General features: G+C 74.2%; 15 protein-coding genes. 14 read left to right on the forward strand and 1 reads right to left on the reverse strand.

Annotated elements, in window-relative coordinates; all coding sequences use genetic code 11:
* The first annotated feature begins 22 nt into the window (after positions 1-22).
* The 7 genes from C569_RS0113065 (at position 23) to C569_RS0113090 (ending at position 6,225) form a co-directional block, all read left to right on the forward strand.
* Positions 23-856, forward strand: a complete 834-nt coding sequence (locus C569_RS0113065) for a DUF4397 domain-containing protein (RefSeq protein WP_018786228.1) — start codon at positions 23-25, stop codon at positions 854-856.
* A complete protein-coding gene (locus tag C569_RS0113070; RefSeq protein ID WP_018786229.1) occupies positions 853-1,530 on the forward strand; it encodes a class F sortase in 678 nt (225 codons plus the stop codon). Before C569_RS0113065 ends, C569_RS0113070 begins: the two co-directional genes overlap by 4 nt.
* Before the next feature lie 97 nt (positions 1,531-1,627).
* Complete coding sequence (locus C569_RS0113075; protein ID WP_026268087.1) at positions 1,628-2,803, forward strand: cysteine desulfurase family protein; 1,176 nt, start codon at positions 1,628-1,630, stop codon at positions 2,801-2,803.
* A 37-nt stretch (positions 2,804-2,840) separates the two neighbouring features.
* Positions 2,841-3,914: a tRNA 2-thiouridine(34) synthase MnmA gene (gene mnmA, locus C569_RS0113080; RefSeq protein ID WP_026268088.1), complete on the forward strand. Its 1,074-nt coding sequence runs from the start codon at positions 2,841-2,843 to the stop codon at positions 3,912-3,914.
* Positions 3,915-3,991: 77 nt separating this feature from the next.
* The gene (locus C569_RS0113085; RefSeq protein ID WP_018786232.1) at positions 3,992-4,996 is read left to right on the forward strand and encodes a methionine synthase; all 1,005 of its coding nucleotides are present in this window, start codon (positions 3,992-3,994) and stop codon (positions 4,994-4,996) included.
* Positions 4,997-5,035: 39 nt separating this feature from the next.
* Positions 5,036-5,131: a hypothetical protein gene (locus tag C569_RS35045; protein WP_341844992.1), complete on the forward strand. Its 96-nt coding sequence runs from the start codon at positions 5,036-5,038 to the stop codon at positions 5,129-5,131.
* Positions 5,132-5,157: 26 nt separating this feature from the next.
* The gene (locus C569_RS0113090) at positions 5,158-6,225 is read left to right on the forward strand and encodes an ADP-ribosylglycohydrolase family protein (RefSeq protein ID WP_018786233.1); all 1,068 of its coding nucleotides are present in this window, start codon (positions 5,158-5,160) and stop codon (positions 6,223-6,225) included.
* A gap of 34 nt (positions 6,226-6,259) precedes the next feature.
* Here C569_RS0113090 and C569_RS0113095 read toward each other — a convergent pair whose 3' ends face one another.
* Positions 6,260-6,871: a type II toxin-antitoxin system PemK/MazF family toxin gene (locus tag C569_RS0113095; protein ID WP_018786234.1), complete on the reverse strand. Its 612-nt coding sequence runs from the start codon at positions 6,869-6,871 to the stop codon at positions 6,260-6,262.
* Positions 6,872-7,053: 182 nt separating this feature from the next.
* Here C569_RS0113095 and ligA point away from each other — a divergent pair, with 182 nt between their 5' ends.
* The 7 genes from ligA (at position 7,054) to C569_RS0113130 (ending at position 19,366) form a co-directional block, all read left to right on the forward strand.
* The gene (ligA, locus tag C569_RS0113100; protein WP_018786235.1) at positions 7,054-9,207 is read left to right on the forward strand and encodes an NAD-dependent DNA ligase LigA; all 2,154 of its coding nucleotides are present in this window, start codon (positions 7,054-7,056) and stop codon (positions 9,205-9,207) included.
* Between the two features lie 151 nt (positions 9,208-9,358).
* Positions 9,359-11,902, forward strand: coding sequence for a bifunctional diguanylate cyclase/phosphodiesterase (locus tag C569_RS0113105; protein WP_018786236.1), 2,544 nt, complete (start codon positions 9,359-9,361; stop codon positions 11,900-11,902).
* A 105-nt stretch (positions 11,903-12,007) separates the two neighbouring features.
* The gene (gatC, locus tag C569_RS0113110; protein ID WP_018786237.1) at positions 12,008-12,313 is read left to right on the forward strand and encodes an Asp-tRNA(Asn)/Glu-tRNA(Gln) amidotransferase subunit GatC; all 306 of its coding nucleotides are present in this window, start codon (positions 12,008-12,010) and stop codon (positions 12,311-12,313) included.
* Positions 12,314-12,389: 76 nt separating this feature from the next.
* Positions 12,390-13,865, forward strand: coding sequence for an Asp-tRNA(Asn)/Glu-tRNA(Gln) amidotransferase subunit GatA (gatA, locus tag C569_RS0113115; RefSeq protein ID WP_018786238.1), 1,476 nt, complete (start codon positions 12,390-12,392; stop codon positions 13,863-13,865).
* 233 nt (positions 13,866-14,098) lie between these two features.
* A complete protein-coding gene (locus C569_RS0113120) occupies positions 14,099-15,268 on the forward strand; it encodes an Ig domain-containing protein (protein WP_026268090.1) in 1,170 nt (389 codons plus the stop codon).
* Positions 15,269-15,400: 132 nt separating this feature from the next.
* Entirely contained in the window at positions 15,401-16,894 is a 1,494-nt protein-coding gene (gatB, locus tag C569_RS0113125; protein ID WP_018786240.1) for an Asp-tRNA(Asn)/Glu-tRNA(Gln) amidotransferase subunit GatB, read from the forward strand.
* 114 nt (positions 16,895-17,008) lie between these two features.
* The gene (locus C569_RS0113130) at positions 17,009-19,366 is read left to right on the forward strand and encodes a pyruvate dehydrogenase E1 (protein ID WP_018786241.1); all 2,358 of its coding nucleotides are present in this window, start codon (positions 17,009-17,011) and stop codon (positions 19,364-19,366) included.
* The last annotated feature ends 228 nt before the right edge of the window (positions 19,367-19,594 follow it).

Raw genomic sequence — 19,594 nt, forward strand, 5'->3', positions numbered from 1 at the left:
ATCAACCACCAGGAGGCAGACAATGCAGTACGCGATGTTCCGTCGGGTCGCCGCGGGCGGCGCGGTGGCCGCCCTCACCTTCGCCGGCGTCGGCGCCGCCACCATGAGCCCGGCCTACGCCGCCTCGTCGAAGGTCTCCGTGGTCCACGGCATCCCGGACACCCCGGTCGACGTGTACGTCAACGGCGAGAAGACGCTCAACAACTTCAAGCCCGGCGACGTCGCCGGCCCGCTCACCCTGCCCGAGGGCGACTACGACATCGCCCTGACCAAGCCGGGCGAGGCGATCGACAAGGCGATCCTGAAGGTGGACGACGCCGCGGTGCCCGGCGGGGCGAACATCAGCCTCGCCGCCCACCTGAGCGCCGACGGCAACCCGCAGATCACCCCGTTCGTCAACGACGTGTCCAAGGTGGGCGCCGGCAAGGCCCGGCTGATCGTCCGGCACACCGCCGCCGCCCCGGCCGTCGACGTGCGGGCCGGCGGCACGCCGGTCTTCGAGGACCTGACCAACCCGAAGGAGGCCAAGGCGGACGTGGACGCCGGCTCGGTCGAGGCGGACGTGGTGCTCGCCGGCACCGACACCGTCGCGATCGGCCCGGCCGACCTGAACCTCAAGGAGGGCACCGCCACCATCGTCTACGCGATCGGCTCGGCCGAGGCGAAGAACCTGAGCGTGGTCGCCCAGACCATCAGCGGTCTGCACTCGGCGCCGGGCGGCGTGCCCAGCGGCACCGGCGGCCAGGCCGGCACCGGCGTGGACACCTGGTGGTACGTGCTGGCCGGGGCCGGCGTGCTGCTCCTGGTCGGCGGCGGGGCGCGGGTGGCGGCAACCGCCCGGGCCGGTCGCCGGTGACGGTGCGCAACCGCGGGGCGCTGGCGGCGATGGCCGCCGGCGCCGCCGCGCTCACCCTGGCGACAGTGGTGGCGTGCGGATCCGAGCCCGCCGAGGACGTCGGCGGCGGCGACGAGGTGGCCGCCCTGACCGGTGCCACGCTTACGCCGCCGGCGTCGGCGTCGGCGTCGGCCGGCCGCGGCGCGGTCCCGGTGAACCCGGGCACCCTGCCCGCCGGCAGCGAGACCGTGCCGCCGGTGAAGCTGAGCATCCCGCCGATCCGGGTGACCGCCACCGTCAACCCGGTGGGCGTCAACGAGCGCACCGACGAGTTCGAGGTGCCGCCCAGCGTGGACCAGGTCGGCTGGTACCGCTACGGCCCGGGGCTGGAGACCGACGCCGGCTCGGTGGTGATCGCCGGGCACGTCGACAGCGCCGAGCAGGGCAAGGGCGCGTTCTTCCGGCTGCGTGAGCTGGGCCGGGGGGACAGGCTCACCGCCACCGGCTCGGACGGCCGCGAGCGCTCCTACCGGGTGGTGGCCCGGGAGGAGTACCGGAAGTCGAAGATCCCGCTGGAGCGGTACTTCGCGCGCGACGGCAAGCCCCGCCTCACGTTGATCACCTGCGGCGGGCCGTTCGACGCGAACACCCGCAGCTACCGGGACAACATCGTGGTCACCGCCGTGCCCGCGTGATCACGGCCGTTCCGCGTGAGCGGGCCGGACCGCCCCGGGTGGGACGGGGCGGTCCGGCCCCCGGTGCCGGGTACGCAGGCCGTTAGGCTGAACCGTGATGGCATACCTTGATCACGCGGCGACGACCCCGATGCTGGACGAGGCACTCGAGGCGTACGTCGCTGTCGCCCGCGAGGTCGGCAACGCCTCGTCGTTGCACGCGGCTGGTCGCCGGGCCCGGCGGCGGGTGGAGGAGTCCCGCGAGCGGGTGGCTGCCGCGCTCGGCGCCCGCCCCTCCGAGGTGATCTTCACCGGCGGCGGTACCGAGAGCGACAACCTTGCCGTGAAGGGCGTCTTCTGGGCTCGCCGCGCCGCCCGCGCCGACCGGGTCCGGGTGGTCTCCAGCGCGGTCGAGCACCACGCCGTCCTCGACGCGGTGGACTGGCTGGTCGAGCACGAGGGCGCGCAGGCCGGCTGGCTGCCGGTCGACGCGGCCGGGCGGCTCGACCCGGAACGCCTGCGCGCCGAGCTGACCGAGCACGGCGCGCACGTCGCGGTGGTCACCGCCATGTGGGCGAACAACGAGGTGGGCACCGTGCAGCCGGTGACCGAGCTGGCCACCGTCGCCGCCGAGCACGGGGTGCCGTTCCACACCGACGCCATCCAGGCGGTCGGGCAGGTGCCTGTCGACTTCGCCGCCAGCGGCGTGTCGGCGCTCACCGTGACCGGCCACAAGCTCGGCGGCCCGGCCGGCGTGGGCGCGCTGCTGCTGGGCCGCGACGTGGCGGCCACCCCGCTGCTGCACGGCGGCGGCCAGGAGCGCGACGTCCGCTCCGGGACGCTGGACACCGCGGGCATCGTGGCGTTCGCGGTCGCCGTCGAGAGCGCGGTCAAGGGTCAGCAGGAGTACGCCGCCCGGATCGCCGCGCTCCGCGACGAACTGGTCGAGCGGGTCCGGCAGGCCGTCCCCGAGGTGATCTTCAACGGTGACCCGGCCGACCGGCTCCCCGGCAACGCGCACTTCTCCTTCCCGGGCTGCGAGGGGGACGCACTGCTGCTGCTCCTGGACGCCCAGGGCATCGCCTGCTCGACCGGGTCGGCCTGCTCGGCCGGCGTGGCCCAGCCCTCGCACGTGCTGCTGGCCATGGGCGCCGACGACGACCGGGCCCGGTCCTCGCTGCGCTTCACCCTCGGGCACACGAGCACCGGTGCGGACGTGGACGCGCTGATCGCGGCGCTGCCGGCCGCGGTGGAGCGGGCCCGCCGAGCGGCCGCCCTCCGCACGCCCCGCTGACCCGGATACCCTCGGTGAGGACGAGGGGAGTGGGCCGGTGAGGGTTCTGGCGGCGATGTCGGGCGGGGTGGACTCCGCCGTCGCGGCGGCACGGGCGGTGGAGGCCGGGCACGACGTGACGGGCGTGCACCTGGCCCTGGCCCGCAACCCGCAGACCTACCGCACCGGCGCCCGGGGCTGCTGCACGCTGGAGGACTCCCGGGACGCCCGGCGGGCCGCCGACGTGCTCGGCATCCCCTTCTACGTGTGGGACATGGCCGACCGGTTCCACGACGACGTGGTGGACGACTTCGTGGCCGAGTACGCGGCCGGGCGTACGCCGAATCCCTGCCTGCGCTGCAACGAGAAGATCAAGTTCGCGGCGGTGCTGGACCGGGCCGTGGCCCTGGGCTTCGACGCGGTGGTGACCGGCCACCACGCCCGGCTCGGCGCCGACGGCCTGCTGCGGCGCAGCGTCGACGCGGCCAAGGACCAGTCGTACGTGCTGGCGGTGCTGACCCGCGCGCAGCTCGACCGGTCGATCTTCCCGCTCGGCGACTCGACGAAGGCCGAGGTGCGCGCGGAGGCCGCCCGGCGTGGCCTCGCCGTGGCCGACAAGCCGGACTCGCACGACATCTGCTTCATCGCCGACGGCGACACCCGCGGCTTCCTCGCCGAGCGGCTCGGCGAGGCGCCGGGCCAGGTGGTGGACGCGCTCACCGGCGCGGTGGTGGGCAGCCACAGCGGCGCCTACCAGTACACCGTCGGGCAGCGGCGCGGCCTGCACCTGGACCGCCCGGCGCCGGACGGCCGCCCCCGCTACGTGCTGTCCATCACCCCGATCACGAACACGGTTACGGTCGGGCCGGCCGAGGCGCTGGAGGTCTCCGACGTGCGCGCCACCCGCCCGGTGTGGACCGGCGGGCCGCGCCCGGCCGGGCCGGTCGAGTGCGAGGTGCAGCTGCGGGCGCACGGCGACGTGGTGCCGGCCGCCGTCGAGGTGGACGCCGACGGCCTGCGCGCGTCGCTGCGCCGCCCGGTCCGGGGGGTGGCCGCCGGCCAGGCGATCGTGGCCTACCGGCCGGACCCGGCCGGCGACGTGGTCCTCGGCTCCGCCACCATCACCGGCTGACAGCGGCCCGCCGGCGTGCGGCACCACCGGGCCGCGTCCCCGTCCGCCCTCCGGCGGGCAGCGGATAGGCTGCTGCGGTGACTGAGCAGGCGTGGCCCTGGCCCACCGGTGCGGCGACGGGGATCGGGTCGCTGCCCGGCACCGACATCGCCGAGGCGCAGCGGATCGTGCTCGGTGAGCTGCCCGCCCTGCCGCACCTGCCCGAGCTGCCCGCCCGTGGGCCGGGCGCGGACATCATCGGCCGCACCGCCGGTCTGCTCGTCGAACTCCCGGTCGAGCTGTACGCGGCCCGCTGGCGGATCGCCCCGCGCCCCGGCCGGGATCTGCGCCGCGCCCGGGACCTGATGGAACGCGACCTCGACCAGCTCGCCGAGCAGGCCGAGGAGTACGCCGGGCCGGTCAAGGTCCAGGCCGCCGGCCCGTTCACCCTCGCCGCCGTGCTGGAGCTGCCGATCGGCGGCCGGATGCTGCGCGACCCGGGTGCGGTACGCGACCTCGCCGGTTCGCTCGGCGAAGGGCTGCGTGGGCACGTCGAGGCGGTGACCCGGCGGCTGCCCCGCGCCTCGGTGCTGCTCCAGCTCGACGAGCCGTCGCTGCCGGCGGTGCTGGCCGGCCGGGTGCCCACCGAGAGCGGCTTCGGCACCCACCGTCCGGTCGAGACCGAGACGGCGCGGGGGCTGCTGCGCGACGTGATCGGGGCGGCCGGCGTCCCGGCGCTCGTGCACTGCTGCGCGCCCGACGTGCCGCTGGAGCTGATCCGGACCGCCGGGGCGGCAGGTGTCGCGCTCGACCTGTCGCTGGTCGCCGACCTCGACCCGCTCGGCGAGGCGATCGACGCCGGGCTCGGGCTGCTGGCCGGGGCCGCGCCGACGCTGCCGCCGCCGTCCGGCCGGGCGCCGACGTCGGCCGAGGTCGCCGACCGGGTCCGGCGGGTCTGGGGCCAGCTCGGCTTCCCCCGCCGTCGGCTGGCCGAGCAGGTGGTGGTCACTCCCGCGTGCGGCCTGGCCGGGGCCACCCCGGGGTACGCCCGCGCGGTGCTCACCGCCTGCCGCGACGCGGGCCGGCGGCTCGCCGAGGACTGACGTCTCCGTCGTACCCGCCGGGCACGATGACCGGCGGCGCTGGCGCTCGGCGCGCGGCGGCTCCCCGGTGAGGGGGAGGGCTTCCGGGTCTACGCCGCCCCGGCCGGCCATCCGTTCTGCCTCTGCTGGGGTTGATCTTCCGCCACTTGCGCGGCGGGGGCATGATCGCCACCGTGACCCCCTCCACCGCCACCGGCCGCGCCGCCGGTTCGCTGTTCGGCCTGGCCTACGGCGACGCCCTGGGCAAGCCGACCGAGTTCCTCACCGTCACCGAGATCATCCGGCGCTACGGCCCGGCCGGTCCGCGTGAGCTGACCGGCGACCCGGCTCTGGTCACCGACGACACGCAGATGGCGCTCGCGGTGGCGTGGGCGCTGCGCGACGCGCCCGCGTACACGGCCGGGGCGGTGGAGCCGCTGCTGCGGCAGCGCTTCGTCGACTGGTCGGTCAGCCCGGAGAACAACCGTGCCCCGGGCATGACCTGCCTGCGGGCCTGCGCCGAACTGGCCCGGGGTGCCCGCTGGCAGGAGGCCACCGTCGCCGGTTCGAAGGGCTGCGGCGCGAACATGCGCGTCACGCCGGTCGGGCTGCTCGACGTCGACCTGGACACGATGGCCGGGCTGGCCCAGCTCCAGGCCGGACTCACCCACGGCCACCCGACCGGGCTGGCGGCCAGCGAGCTGACCGCGTACGCGGTCCGGCTGCTGCGCGACGGCGCGGCACTGCCGGAGCTGCCCGGTCTGCTCACCGACCGGGCCCGGGAGCAGCGCACCGTCTACCGGGAGGACTGGCTCGGTGACCTGTGGCAGCGGCCCGGCGAGACCAGCGCGGCCGAGTTCGTCGCCCGGGGCTGGGCCGACTGCCTGCGCGTGCTGGGCCGGTTGGAGGCGGCGCTGGACCGCCCGGACGACGGCGGCGACCCGTGCCGGCTCACCGGCGAGGGGTGGATCGCCGAGGAGGCGCTCGCCACCGCGCTGCTCTGCGCACTGCGCCACCCCGACGACCCGGTCGGCGCGCTGGCCCGGGGCGCCACCACGGCCGGCGACTCGGACTCCATCGCCGCGCTGGCCGGCGCGTTCGTCGGGGCCGCGCACGGCATGGCCGCCTGGCCCGCCGGGTGGGCCGGCCGGATCGAGTACGCCGGCCAGCTCACCGCGCTCGCCGCCGCGTTCGACGGGGAGGCGTCCAGCACCGGCTCAACCGGTGACGGCCGGGGACCGGCGGCGTGACCCGCCGCCCGGGTGAGGCCGGGCCGAGGCGGCGTCAGCCGGTGAGGTGACTCAGCCGCCGGACACCCCGCCACAGGTCCGGGTCGCAGGTGCCGGCCCGGTCGGCGAACGCGTCCAGCGCCACCGGGATCGGCTCGCTCACGTCGAGGTAGCTGTCGTGGTCGGCGTCCGGATCCCAGTCCCGGGTCGGGATCGGCAGGTGGTCGTCCCGGTCCGACTTGTCCTGGCTGGTGATCTTCAGTACCTCGGCGTCCCGGCCGTCGACCCGCAGCACCAGACAGGGACGCACCTTGGAGCCGGTGCCGTCGGCGTAGGGCACGTCGGCCCACCAGATCTCCCCGGGCCGGGGCTCGTCCCGGCCGGTCCGCCCGGCGCCGCGCGGCCTCGGCGGCGTCGCGGTGCGGTCACCCCGGCGCCCGGTGCCGGCCCGGTCACCGCCGGTCCGCCCGTCGCCACGCCCGCGACCGGGCCGGTCGGTACCCGGCTCGCCGGTCCGGCTGCCACGGCCGGAGCGCGGCCGCCGTCCGTCGACCCGGTCGCGCGTCCCGGCGGCGCGTCCGGCCGCCCGGCGCCGCCACTCGTCCCACAGCCAGCCGGCCGCGACGCAGGCCACGATCACCAGCGCCCAGATCACCCCGTCGCGCATCCGTCGCCCGCCTTCCGACCGTTGTCGCCCAGTACCGCCGACGCGATCGTCGCACGGTCGGGACCGGGCCGCCCGAACGGCGCGACGGGTACCCGTTCGCCCTGCTCGGCGTGGGTGGCCGGATGACTGTCACAGCCGACCGCTACGGTTCCCGGGTAGCACGAGCACGGGAGGCGACAGCGGTGTCCGAAGGCGGCGGTGTGTCCGAAGAAGCGGTTCCCCCAGCGGTCGACGCGGCCCAGGACGCGGCGGCGGGCGCCGAGCCGACCCCGGCGGCCCGGGAGCGGCACGCCACGCTCAGCCAGGAGCTGACCGAGCACCAGTACCGCTACTACGTGCTCGACGCGCCGACCGTCACCGACGCGGAGTTCGACAGGCAGCTGCGGGAGCTGGAGGCGCTGGAGGCCGAATACCCGGCGCTGCGCACCCCCGACTCGCCCACCCAGCGGGTCGGCGGCACCTTCTCCACCGACTTCACGCCGGTCGCGCACGCCGAGCGGATGCTCTCGCTCGACAACGCCTTCGCCGACGAGGAGCTGGCCGCCTGGTCCGAGCGGGTCGAGCGCGACGCGGGCGGCCCGGTGCCCTATCTGTGCGAGCTGAAGGTGGACGGGCTCGCCATCAACCTGACCTACGAGAAGGGCCGGCTCGTGCGCGCCGCCACCCGGGGCGACGGCCGCACCGGCGAGGACGTCACCGCGAACGTGCGCAGCATCAAGGGCGTGCCGGCGCGGCTGGCCCCGGCCGGCGACTTCCCCGACGTGCCGGATCTGATCGAGGTGCGCGGCGAGATCTACTTCCCGGTGGCCGCGTTCGCCGACCTGAACGCGAGCCTGGTCGAGCAGGGCAAGGCGCCGTTCGCCAACCCGCGCAACGCCGCTGCCGGCAGCCTGCGGCAGAAGGACCCGCGGGTGACCGCCTCCCGCCCGCTGCGCCTGGTTGTGCACGGCATCGGCGCGCGCACCGGGTTCCGGCCGGCCGCGCAGTCCGAGTCGTACGCCGCGCTCAAGGCATGGGGGCTGCCCACCAGCGACCGGTGGCGGGTGGTGGACGACCTGGCCGGCGTCGCTGACTACATCGCCTACTACGGCAGGCACCGGCACGACGTCGAGCACGAGATCGACGGTGTGGTGGTCAAGGTCGACCCGGTCTCCATCCAGGGCCGCCTCGGCTCGACCAGCCGGGCACCCCGCTGGGCCATCGCCTTCAAATACCCGCCGGAGGAGGTCAACACCAAGCTGCTCGACATCGACGTCAACGTCGGGCGCACCGGCCGGGTCACCCCGTTCGCCGTCCTCGAACCGGTCCGGGTGGCGGGCTCCACAGTCGCGCTGGCGACCCTGCACAACGCCCGCGAGGTCGAGCGCAAGGGTGTGCTCATCGGCGACACGGTGGTGCTGCGCAAGGCCGGCGACGTGATTCCCGAGGTGCTCGGCCCGGTGGTCGAACTGCGGCCGGCCGACGCCCGCCCGTTCGTCATGCCGACCACCTGCCCGGCCTGCGGCACACCGCTCGCGCCGGCCAAGGAGAGCGACGTCGACATCCGCTGCCCCAACGGGCGGGCCTGCCCCGGTCAGATCCGCGAGCGGGTCTTCTACCTGGCCAGCCGCAAGGTGCTCGACATCGAGGTGCTCGGCGAGAAGGGCGCGGCGGCGCTGCTCGACGCCCAGATCATCACCAACGAGGGCGACCTGTTCCAGCTCGACGCCGAGCAGTTGAGCCGGTCGCCGTTCTTCGTCAACAAGGACGGCAGCCTGGGCAGCAACGCCACCAAGCTGCTCGACAACCTCGCCGAGGCCAAGGAACGCGACCTGTGGCGGGTGCTGGTGGCGCTGTCCATCCGGCACGTCGGCCCGACCGCCGCCCAGGCGCTCGCCCGGCACTTCCGCTCGGTCGCCGCGATCGAGGCCGCCGGTGAGGACGAGCTGTCCTCGGTGGACGGCGTCGGCCCGACCATCGCGGCGAGCGTGAAGGAGTGGTTCGCCGTCGACTGGCACCGCGACGTGGTGCGCACGTGGGCCGAGGCGGGCGTACGGATGGCCGAGGAGGCCGCCGACGAGGGGCCGCGACCGCTCGACGGCGTCACTGTGGTGGTCACCGGCACGCTCAGCGGGTTCAGCCGCGACCAGGCGGCCGAGGCGATCCAGGCCCGGGGTGGCAAGGTGACCGGCTCGGTCTCCAAGAAGACGGGCTTCGTGGTGGTCGGCGACAATCCCGGCTCCAAGGCCGACAAGGCCGCCACGCTCAAACTGCCCATCCTCGACGAGGACGGATTCCGCGTGCTGCTGGACTCCGGCCCGGAGGCCGCCCGCGAGGTGGCCCGGGTGGAGGACTGACAGGCTGGTCACAGCGATCGTCCGGCGGATACCAAGTTAATTACGACTACGACCGATTCGTGACTGTCGTGTCGGGGAAATCGCCTCGGAGGGCGTTTCATTGGCGTACGACGCGTGACGGCGCGCGCCAGGACGTTCCCCGGGAGGTGCGATGGAGACCGGCGACCCGCGCAACTCCGTCCCGCCCGGGCGGAACGGGCCGTTCTTCGGCTTCGTCGGCGCGATCGGCGTGGTCGCCCTGGTGGTCTCGGCCGGCCCGCTCGTCGCGCTCGCCGACCGGTGGAGCGAACTGCCGGCCGCGTTCTGGACCATGGCGGCGCTCGCCGTCGCCTGCGACGCCCGCCCGTTCGTCCCACCCGGCCGGCGGCAGACGTCGGCGGTGTTCCCGTCGACCTGCTTCACCTTCGCCATCCTGCTCGGCTGGGGCTTCGGCCCGGCCGTCGCCGTGCAGGCCGTGGCGGTCGCGGTCAGCGGCTGGCGGCTCGGGTACGCCCCCTGGCGCACCGGCTTCAACGTCGCGCAGTACGCGTGGGCGCTCGCCGCCGCGTACGCGGTCACCCGGCTCGGCCCGGGTGAGCTGTTCGGCGGCGGCCGTCTGCACTGGACCGACGTGGCGGCGGTGGGCGGCGCGACGCTCGCCTGGTTCGTGGTCAACTACGGGCTGGTCAGCTCCGCGGTCCGGTTGCGCTTCGGCGACAGGTGGTGGCCGAGTGTCCGCAGCGGCCTGGCCTACGAACTGCTCGCCACCGGTTCGCTGTTGCTGCTCGCGCCGGTGCTGGTGGCCGCCGCCCGGGCCAGCGCGGCGCTGATCCCGCTGGTGCTGGTGCCGCTGTTCGCGGTCTACCGGATGGCCCGGCTCTCCGCCGAACGGGAACAGCTCGCCGACGTGGACCCACTCACCGGGCTGCCCAACCGCAAGGCGCTGCTGACCGAGGTGGCCGAGCAGGTGCACCTGCACGGCGACCGGGCCGCCCGGGGCGCGCCGGACGCTCACCTGGCGCTGCTGCTGCTCGACCTCGACCGGTTCAAGCACGTCAACGACGCGCTCGGCCACGCGGTGGGGGACCGCCTGCTGGTCGAGGTGAGCGCCCGGCTGATGGGCGCCGTGGGCGCCGGTGACATGGTGGCGCGGCTCGGCGGCGACGAGTTCGCCATCGTCGTACCCCGGCTCACCGACATCGACCAGGCCCGCGAGCGGGCCGACCGGGTGGTCGCCGCGCTCGCCGAGCCGGTGCCGCTGGACGGGCTGCCGCTGGACGTGGGCGGTGCCATCGGCATCGCGCTCTACCCCGACCACGGCGAGGACTTCGCCACCCTGATGCGCCACGCCGACGTGGCCATGTACGACGCGAAGCACCGCAACGACACGGTGGCGGTCTACGCGCCGGAGTCCGACCACAACTCGGCCGAGCGGCTGAGCCTGCTGGCCGACCTGCGCCGGGTGCTGGAATCCGGCCCGTCCGCGCAGGGCGGGGAGACGATCGGCGTACGCGGGGGTGACGGCGCCGCGCTGGAGGCGGCGCTGCCGGTCCGGGCCGACCGCCCGGCCCGCAACCAGCGTCCGGCGCGCGACGGCGGACGGCGGTCCGGCGACCGGCCGAACCGGTGGCTGCGGCGTCGCCGCGAGCGCGTCGAGGAGCGGCACGACGACGACCTGATCGAACGGATCCTCACCGGCGCCGACCCGATCCGCCGCCACGCCGCCCGGGGCGGTGCCGCCGCCCCGGTGGCGGCGCCGCTCGTCGTCGGTGGCGGGGAGCCGGTGCCGGACGCCGGCACCGGCCGCGAGGCCGACACCGGGCACGACGCGGAGGCCGCCGTGAGCACCGGCGCGCCGGGGGTCGTCGGGCCGACCGCCGACGGGAGTACGACGGCCGAGCCGGACGAGCAGGCCGGGCACCCGGGCGAGATCACCATGTACTACCAGCCGCAGATCGCCATCGCGACCGGCGAGGTGGTGGGCGTCGAGGCGCTGCTGCGCTGGCGGCATCCGCGCCGGGGCATGGTCGACCCGGGCGAGCTGATCCAGGTCGCCGAGCAGAGCGCGGTGATGCGGCTGCTCACCCGGCGGGTGGTGGACGACGTGGTGGAGCAGCTCGCCAAGTGGTCGGCGGCCGGGCTCACGCTGCGGGCCGCGCTCAATGTCAGCGTCCGTGACCTGCACACCGGTGAGATCGCCGACCAGATCGCCGACCGGCTGAACCGGTACGGCGTGCCGCCGGAGCGCCTCCAGGTGGAGATCACCGAGGGCGCGCTGATGGCCGACCCGCGGCGGGTGCTCGCCAGCATCACCCAGTTGCACCGGATCGGCGTCGGCATCGCGCTCGACGACTTCGGCACCGGCTACTCGTCGCTGCAGCACCTGCGCCGGCTCCCGCTGTCCGAGGTGAAGGTGGACCGGTCGTTCGTCCTCGGGATGGCCGACGACCCGGACGACGCGGCGATCGTCCGCTCGACGATCGAGCTGGCCGGTGCGCTCGGGCTGCGGGTGGTGGCCGAGGGGGTGGAGGACGAGCGCACCTGGCGGATGCTGCACGCCGCCGGGTGCGACGTGGCGCAGGGCTGGTTCCACGCCCGGCCGATGCCCGCCGAGGACCTGGTGGCGTGGCTGTCCCGCTACCGTCCGGTGCGCCCGGCGGAGGCGGGGAGCCGCAGCGGTCCGGCGCCGGAGGGGGAGTCGAAGGCGTCGTCGTGACGGCGGGACAATAGACTCGCTCCGGTCACCGCGCGTCGTCGAGCACGCCCGTACGCGCGGCCGGCCCACCGCAGACGTCTCAGGACAGCCACGAAGGGGGCACTGATGGCCGCCATCTCCCGCGAGGAGGTCGCGCACCTCGCGCGACTGTCGCGGCTCGCCGTCACGGAGGAGGAACTGGACACCTTCGCCGGCCAGCTGGGTGTGATCCTCCAGTCGGTCGCGCAGGTCGGCGAGGTCGCCGCGGCGGACATCCCGCCGACGTCCCACTCCGTGCCGCTGACGAACGTGCTCCGCGAGGACGTGGTGCGGCCCGGCCTGACCCCGCAGGAGGCGCTGTCGGGCGCCCCCGACGCCGAGGAACAGCGGTTCCGCGTACCGCGGATCCTGGACGAGGATGTGGCCTCATGAGCGAGCGCAGCGAGCGAATCATCAGGCTCAGCGTGGCTGTCGGTCGTGACGGCACGGAGCGAAGCGGAGTGCCGGCATGAGCGACCTGACCAGGCTCAGTGCCGTCGAGATCGCCGGACTGGTGGCGAGCGGCGAGACCTCCGCGGTCGAGGTCACCCGGGCCCACCTGGACCGCATCGGCGACGTCGACGACCGGGTGCACGCGTTCCTGCACGTCGACACCGAGGGGGCCCTGGCGGCCGCGCGTGCCGTGGACGAGCGCCGCGCCGCCGGTGCGGAACTGGGCCCGCTCGCCGGTGTGCCGGTCGCGGTGAAGGACGTCCTGACCACGAAGGGCGTGCCGACCACTGTCGGTTCGAAGATCCTGGAGGGCTGGCGCCCGCCGTACGACTCGACGATCGTCGAGCGGCTGCGCGACGCCGGCACGGTGATGCTCGGCAAGACCAACATGGACGAGTTCGCGATGGGCTCCTCCACCGAATACTCGGCGTACGGGCCGACCCGAAACCCGTGGGACACCGACCGGATCCCGGGCGGCTCCGGCGGCGGCAGCGCGGCGGCGCTGGCCGCGTACGAGGCGCCGCTGTCGATCGGCTCGGACACCGGCGGCTCGATCCGCCAGCCCGGTGCGGTCACCGGCACGGTCGGCGCGAAGCCCACCTACGGCGGCACCTCCCGCTACGGCCTGGTCGCGTTCTCCTCGTCGCTGGACACACCCGGCCCGTGCGCGCGTACCGTGCTCGACGCCGCGTTGCTGCACCAGGTGATCGGCGGGCACGACCCGCGCGACTCCACCTCGATCCCGGTCCCGGTGCCGGACGTGGTGGCCGCGGCGCGGCTCGGCGCCACCGGCGACCTGACCGGCGTCAAGCTCGGCGTGGTCACCGAGTTCACCGGTGAGGGCGCGGAGCCGGGCGTGATGGCCGCGTTCCGGGACGCCGCCGAGGCGTTGGCGAAGCTCGGTGCGGAGATCGTCGAGGTCTCCTGCCCGCACTTCAGCTACGCGCTGCCGGCGTACTACCTGATCGCGCCCAGCGAGTGCTCCTCCAACCTGGCCCGGTTCGACGGCGTCCGGTTCGGCCTGCGGGTCGGCGACGACGGCAACCGGTCGTTGGAGGAGGTCATGTCGCTGACCCGCGAGGCCGGCTTCGGCCCCGAGGTCAAGCGGCGCATCATGATCGGCACGTACGCGCTCTCATCGGGCTACTACGACGCCTACTACGGTCAGGCGCAGAAGGTCCGCACGTTGATCACGCGGGACTTCACCAGCGCGTTCGAGCAGGTCGACGCGTTGATCTCGCCGACCACGCCGTTCGTGGCGTTCCCGATCGGGTCGCGCACCGCCGACCCGTACCAGATGTACCTGGCCGACCTGTTCACCATCCCGGCGAACCTGTACGGCGGCCCGGCCATCTCCGTGCCGTGCGGCCTGTCCGACGGGCTCCCGGTCGGCTTCCAGATCATGGCGCCGACCCTGGCCGACGACCGGATGTACCGGGTCGCCGCCGCGCTGGAGGGCGCCGTCGGCACGCTCACCCCGCCGACGCTCTGACCCCAGGGGTACGGAGGCGGGCCGTCCGCCTCCGTACCGGAAGACGTCCCGCGCCCGGTGCGGTCACCACGACCGCGCCGGGCGCGGCTGTCGTCGCGTCGACACGACGCACGCCGGCAAGTGGATTGTGCCGGATCACTGGCGCTGGTTGCATAGACTCCGAGTCTGCTGAATCGACTGGATTCTGCCCCGCTGGCGGCCGCGAGCGGTTCCGACCGAGACCTGGATGTGCGATGGGGACACTTCGCCCGGTCATGGCCCTGACGATGGTTGCGGCGTTGCTGCTGGGAGCCGCGCAACCCGCCGCCGCGCAACCGGCCACCGCCGCCGGGACGGTCACCATCACCTCGGGCAAGCCGCGGCCGGTCATGTACCTCGGGCGGGTCTACGCGATCCACACCGTCGAGGCGGCAGGTGGTACCGGGCCGTACCGGTTGTCGGTGGTGTCGGGGAGTCTGCCGCCGGGGATGCTCGTGGTGGGGACGTCGCTGGGGGGCGCGCCGACCACCCCTGGCACATACCCGTTCACGCTGCGGATGACCGACCAGAACGACCTCTTCGACGAGCAGTCGGCGACGATCGAGGTACGCGAACAGAAGGTCGCCATCACGTCGGGCAAGCCGCGGCCGGTCATGTACCTCGGGCGGGTGTACGCGATCCACACCGTCGAGGCGGCAGGTGGTACCGGGCCGTACCGGTTGTCGGTGGTGTCGGGGAGTCTGCCGCCGGGGATGCTCGTGGTGGGGACGTCGCTGGGGGGCGCGCCGACCACTCCTGGCACGTACCCGTTCATGCTGCGGATGACCGACCAGAACAACCGCTTCGACGAGCAGGACGCCATCGTCGTCGTCGCTGTGGCAGCGACCACCTTCACCTCCGGTGAACCGCCCGCCGCCACCGTCGGGAAGCCCTACTCCTTCCGCTTCACCGCCGACGGTGACTCGGACATCGCATTCGCCGTGGCCGCCGGTGCCCTGCCGGGCGGTCTCACCCTCGACGAGGAGGGCAAGCTCAGCGGCACCCCGAGCAAGGCCGGCACGTTCGCCTTCACCGTCGCGGCGAAGGGATACAGCACCAGTGCCACGAAGCAGGTCTCGCTGACCGTCGCCGCCCGGACCCCCGGCACCCCGACGGCGACCCCGACCGGCTCGACGCCCACTCCCACCGCCCCGGCGGCCACGCCGACGCCGAGCGATCCGGCCGCCACGCCGTCGGAGAGCAGCCTCCCCGCGACGCCTCAGCCGACCGCCTCGCCGTCGACTGTGGGCGGCGCGTGGCTGCCGATCACCGGACCGGGTTCGCCGCTCGTACTGCTGCTGTTGAGCGTCGTGGCCTTCTCGGTCGGCGGCATCCTGCTCGTGCTGGCCTACAACCGGCGGCGGCGCTTCACGGCACCCGAGTGACGTCCGTCCCGGGCCCGGCCGTCGTCGCGGGCGTGGCACGCCCCGCGCGGTGATCTCGAAGCCCGGCAGCGGGGTGGCCGGGCCAGCCGATTAGGCTGGAACGGTTCTGTCCGGATCGCGCCTGGAGCTCAGATGACGACGACACTGCCCGCGTACGACGAGGTCGTCGCGCGCTTCGAACCGGTGATCGGCCTGGAGACCCACGTCGAGCTGGGCACGAACACCAAGATGTGGTGCGGCTGCCCGACCGACTTCGGCGGCGAGCCGAACACCCGGGTCTGTCCGGTCTGCCTCGGCCTGCCCGGTTCGCTGCCGGTGGCGAACAAGGCCGCCATCGAGGCGACCATCCGGATCGGGCTGGCGCTGAACTGCTCGATCGCCGAGTGGTGCCGGTTCGCCCGGAAGAACTACTTCTACCCGGACATGCCGAAAAACTTCCAGATCAGCCAGTACGACGAGCCGCTGTGCTTCGACGGCTACCTGGACGTCGAGGTGAACGGCGAGCTGGTCCGCATCGGCATCGAACGGGTGCACCTGGAGGAGGACACCGGTAAGACGCTGCACGTCGGCGGCGCCACCGGCCGCATCCACGGCGCCACCGAGTCGCTCGTCGACTACAACCGGGCCGGCATCCCGCTCGTCGAGATCGTCACCAAGCCGATCCCCGGCACCGGAGCGCTCGCGCCCGAGGTCGCCCGCGCGTACGTCACCGAGCTGCGCGACGTGATCCGCTCGCTCGGCGTCTCCGACGTGCGGATGGAGGAGGGGTCGCTGCGCTGCGACGTCAACACGTCGCTGAACCGGCCGGGCGAGGAGTGGGGCACCCGCACCGAGACCAAGAACGTCAACTCGCTGCGCTCGGTCGAGCGGGCGGTGCGCTCGGAGATGCTGCGCCAGGCGTCGGTGCTGGAGGCCGGCGGCCGGATCACGCAGGAGACCCGGCACTTCCACGAGGACACCGGCGACACCACGTCGGGCCGGTCCAAGGAGACCGCCACCGACTACCGGTACTTCCCGGAGCCGGACCTGGTGCCGCTGGCCCCGGACACCGCGTGGGTGGCCGAGCTGAAGGCCGCCCTGCCGGAGCTGCCGCGGCTGCGCCGCAAGCGGATCCAGCAGGAGTGGGGCCTGTCCGACCTCGACATGCAGTCGGTGGTGAACGCCGGCGCGGTCGAGCTGATCGAGGCGACGGTGGCCGCTGGCGCCACCCCGGCCGCCGCCCGCAAGTGGTGGCTGGGTGAGCTGTCCCGCCGCGCCAACGAGACCGGCGTGGAGCTGGCCGACGTGGGCGCCACCCCGGCCCAGGTCGCCGAGCTGCAGGGCCTGGTCGATGCCGGCAAGCTCAACGACAAGCTGGCCCGTACCGTGCTGGAGGGCGTGGTGGCCGGCGAGGGCTCGCCGACCGAGATCATGACCAACCGCAACCTGGAGGTCGTCTCGGACACCGGCGCGCTCACCGCCGCCGTGGACGAGGCGATCGCCGCCAACCCGGACGTCGCCGACAAGATCCGCAGCGGCAAGGTCGCGGCGGCCGGCGCGCTCGTCGGCGCGGTCATGAAGACCACCCGCGGCCAGGCGGACGCGAAGACCGTCCGCGAGCTGATCCTGGCCCGCCTCGGCGCCTGACGTGTAAGGAAGGGCCCCTTCTTAACGCCTGGTGCATGGGAAGGGGCCCTTCCTAACGCCTCGCCACCCCCTTCCCGGACAGGGCGTCAACGGCGACGCCCGGATGGAGTCACCGTGAACCAGCACGACCTCGACGTCCTCGACGAGATCCAGCGCCGGGTGCTCTGGCTCGCCACCCGCATCGTCGACGCGGCCAACCACGACCGCGACACCGGTGACGGGGTGAAGGTCGGCGGCCACCAGGCGTCCAGTGCCTCCCTGGTGACCGCGATGACAGCACTCTGGTTCCACCACCTGGACGCCGAGGACCGTGTCGCGGTGAAGCCGCACGCCTCGCCGGTGTTCCACGCGATCCAGTACCTGCTGGGCAACCTCGACAAGTCGTACCTGCCGAAGCTGCGGGCGCGCGGCGGGCTCCAGTCGTACCCGTCGCGCACCAAGGACCCGGACGAGGTGGACTTCTCCACCGGCTCGGTCGGCCTGGGCGCCGCCGCGCCGCTGTTCGCCGCCGTCACCCGCCGATACGTCGACGCGCACTTCGGCCCGCGCCCGCACTCCCGGTTCGTCGCCATCATCGGCGACGCCGAGCTGGACGAGGGCAACATCTGGGAGGCGGTCGCCGACCCGGCCACCACCGGACTCGGCAACGTGATGTGGCTCGTCGACTTCAACCGCCAGTCGCTGGACCGGGTCGTCCCCGGCATCCGGATCAACCAGTGGCGCGGCCAGTTCGAGGCGGCCGGCTGGCACGTCGTGGAGGTCAAGTACGGCCGCAAGCTGGCCGAGGCGTACGCCCGGCCGGGTGGTGAGACGCTGCGCGACTGGATCGACCGGATGCCCAACGAGCAGTACCAGTCGCTGTTCGGGCTGGCCGGCCCGGCGCTGCGCAAGCAGTTCCTGGACGGCGCGTCGGCCGAGGTGGCCGCGTTCGTCGCCGACATCGGCGACGACGAGCTGGGCCCGCTCGTCACCGACCTGGGCGGGCACGACGCACAGGCGATGCTCGACGCGTACGCCCAGTGCGACGCGGTCACCGACCGGCCCAGCGTCGTCTTCGCGTACACGGTCAAGGGCTGGGGCCTGCCGATCGCCGGCAACCCGCGCAACCACTCGGCGCTGCTGACCACCGAGCAGGTCGACGCGCTGCGCGCCGCGCAGGGCCTGACCGCCGAGACCGAGTGGGACCGCCTCGACCCGGCGTCCCCGGCCGGCATCCGGGCCGGCGAGCGCCGGGAGGCGCTGTCCCGCCCGCCGCGCGAGCGGGCGCTGGGCGTCACCGTTCCGGAGACCACGCGGGTACGCGCGAACAAGCCGGTCTCCACCCAGGAGGTCTTCGGCCGGGTGCTCGTCGACCTGGCCCGCGATCCGCAGGTGGCGCCCTACCTGGTGACCACCGCGCCGGACGTGGCCACCTCGACCAACCTGGCCGGATTCATCAACAAGACTGGTGTCTTCGCCCCGACCGAGCAGCGGTCCTGGACCGAGGACCGGATGCTGCGCTGGACCGAGAGCCCCGCCGGGCAGCACATCGAGCTGGGCATCTCGGAGATGAACCTGTTCCTGCTGCTGGGCCAGCTCGGCCTGTCGTGGGACCTGTCCGGCCAGCCACTGCTGCCGGTGGGCACCGTCTACGACCCGTTCGTGCTGCGCGGACTCGACGCGTTCCTCTACGGCACGTACTCCGGCTCCCGGTTCGTGGTGGCCGGCACCCCGTCCGGCATCACGCTGGCCCCCGAGGGCGGGGCCCACCAGTCCACCATCACCGCCTCGGTCGGCTTGGAGCTGCCCGGGGTGACGTTCCTGGAGCCCGCGTACGCCGGCAGTCTCGACTGGCTGCTCTGCGACGCGTTCGGGCAGATCGCCGGTGGCTCCGCTCCGGCCGCCACAGCCGCTCCGGCCGAGGACGGGGCGTACTACTTCCGGCTCAGCACCCGGCCGATCGACCAGGCGCCGTTCGAGGCGGCCCGGGCGCGACTCGGGGACGCCGTGCTGCGACGGCAGGTGGTGGCCGGCGCGTACCGGCTCGTCGACGCGCACCAGGCGTACCCCGATCTGGCTGATGCCCCGGTCGTGCAGCTCGCCGCCTCCGGTGCGGTGCTGCCGGAGGTGCTCGCGGCCGCCGCGGAGCTGGCGGAGGAGGGTGTGGCCGCGCACGTGGTCGATGTGACCAGCCTGGACCGGCTCTACCGGGCGTGGCAGCGGACGCTGCGCCAGGGCGTGCGGACCGCGACCGTGCCGAGCGTGCCCGGCGCGCTGCGGTCGGCGTTCGCCGACCGGGTGCCGGTGGTCACCGTGCACGACGCGGCCTCGCACGCGATGGCCTGGCTCGGCTCGGCGGTCGGCGCCCCGGCGGTGCCGCTCGGCGTGGACGAGTTCGGCCAGTCCGGCAGCGTCCGGGACCTGTACGAGCTGCACGACCTGCTGCCCGGCAGCATCGTCAACGCCGCGCTGGCCGCGATCGCGCTGCGCTGAGGCGCCTCCGTTGCGCTGACCGCGTCCCGCTGCGCCGACCGCGTCCCGTTGCGGGGGCGGGTGGCCGGGGCCTCGCGGTGGAGGTGCTCCTGCCGCCGGCGGTCCCGAATCGACTCCCGGCTCGGGTCGCGTCAGCGCCGATCCGGGCGGCGCGGCCGCGGTCTCCTCACGGAGAGTTATGGCTGGCGCGGTTGCGGAGAGTAGCCGCCTCTGGCACCGGGGATCACG

This window comes from Micromonospora sp. CNB394 (genome assembly GCF_000374985.1).
Classification (GTDB): domain Bacteria; phylum Actinomycetota; class Actinomycetes; order Mycobacteriales; family Micromonosporaceae; genus Micromonospora; species Micromonospora marina.

Excerpts from the sequence above, each read along its gene's own strand:
- C569_RS0113065 (WP_018786228.1), top strand. The coding sequence starts at position 23 with ATGCAGTACGCGATGTTCCGTCGGGTCGCCGCGGGCGGCGCGGTGGCC.
- gatA (WP_018786238.1), top strand. The coding sequence starts at position 12,390 with ATGAGCGACCTGACCAGGCTCAGTGCCGTCGAGATCGCCGGACTGGTG.
- C569_RS0113120 (WP_026268090.1), top strand. The coding sequence starts at position 14,099 with ATGGGGACACTTCGCCCGGTCATGGCCCTGACGATGGTTGCGGCGTTG.
- gatC (WP_018786237.1), top strand. The coding sequence starts at position 12,008 with ATGGCCGCCATCTCCCGCGAGGAGGTCGCGCACCTCGCGCGACTGTCG.
- C569_RS0113090 (WP_018786233.1), top strand. The coding sequence starts at position 5,158 with ATGATCGCCACCGTGACCCCCTCCACCGCCACCGGCCGCGCCGCCGGT.
- C569_RS0113105 (WP_018786236.1), top strand. The coding sequence starts at position 9,359 with ATGGAGACCGGCGACCCGCGCAACTCCGTCCCGCCCGGGCGGAACGGG.
- gatB (WP_018786240.1), top strand. The coding sequence starts at position 15,401 with ATGACGACGACACTGCCCGCGTACGACGAGGTCGTCGCGCGCTTCGAA.
- C569_RS0113095 (WP_018786234.1), bottom strand. The coding sequence starts at position 6,871 with ATGCGCGACGGGGTGATCTGGGCGCTGGTGATCGTGGCCTGCGTCGCG.
- C569_RS0113075 (WP_026268087.1), top strand. The coding sequence starts at position 1,628 with ATGGCATACCTTGATCACGCGGCGACGACCCCGATGCTGGACGAGGCA.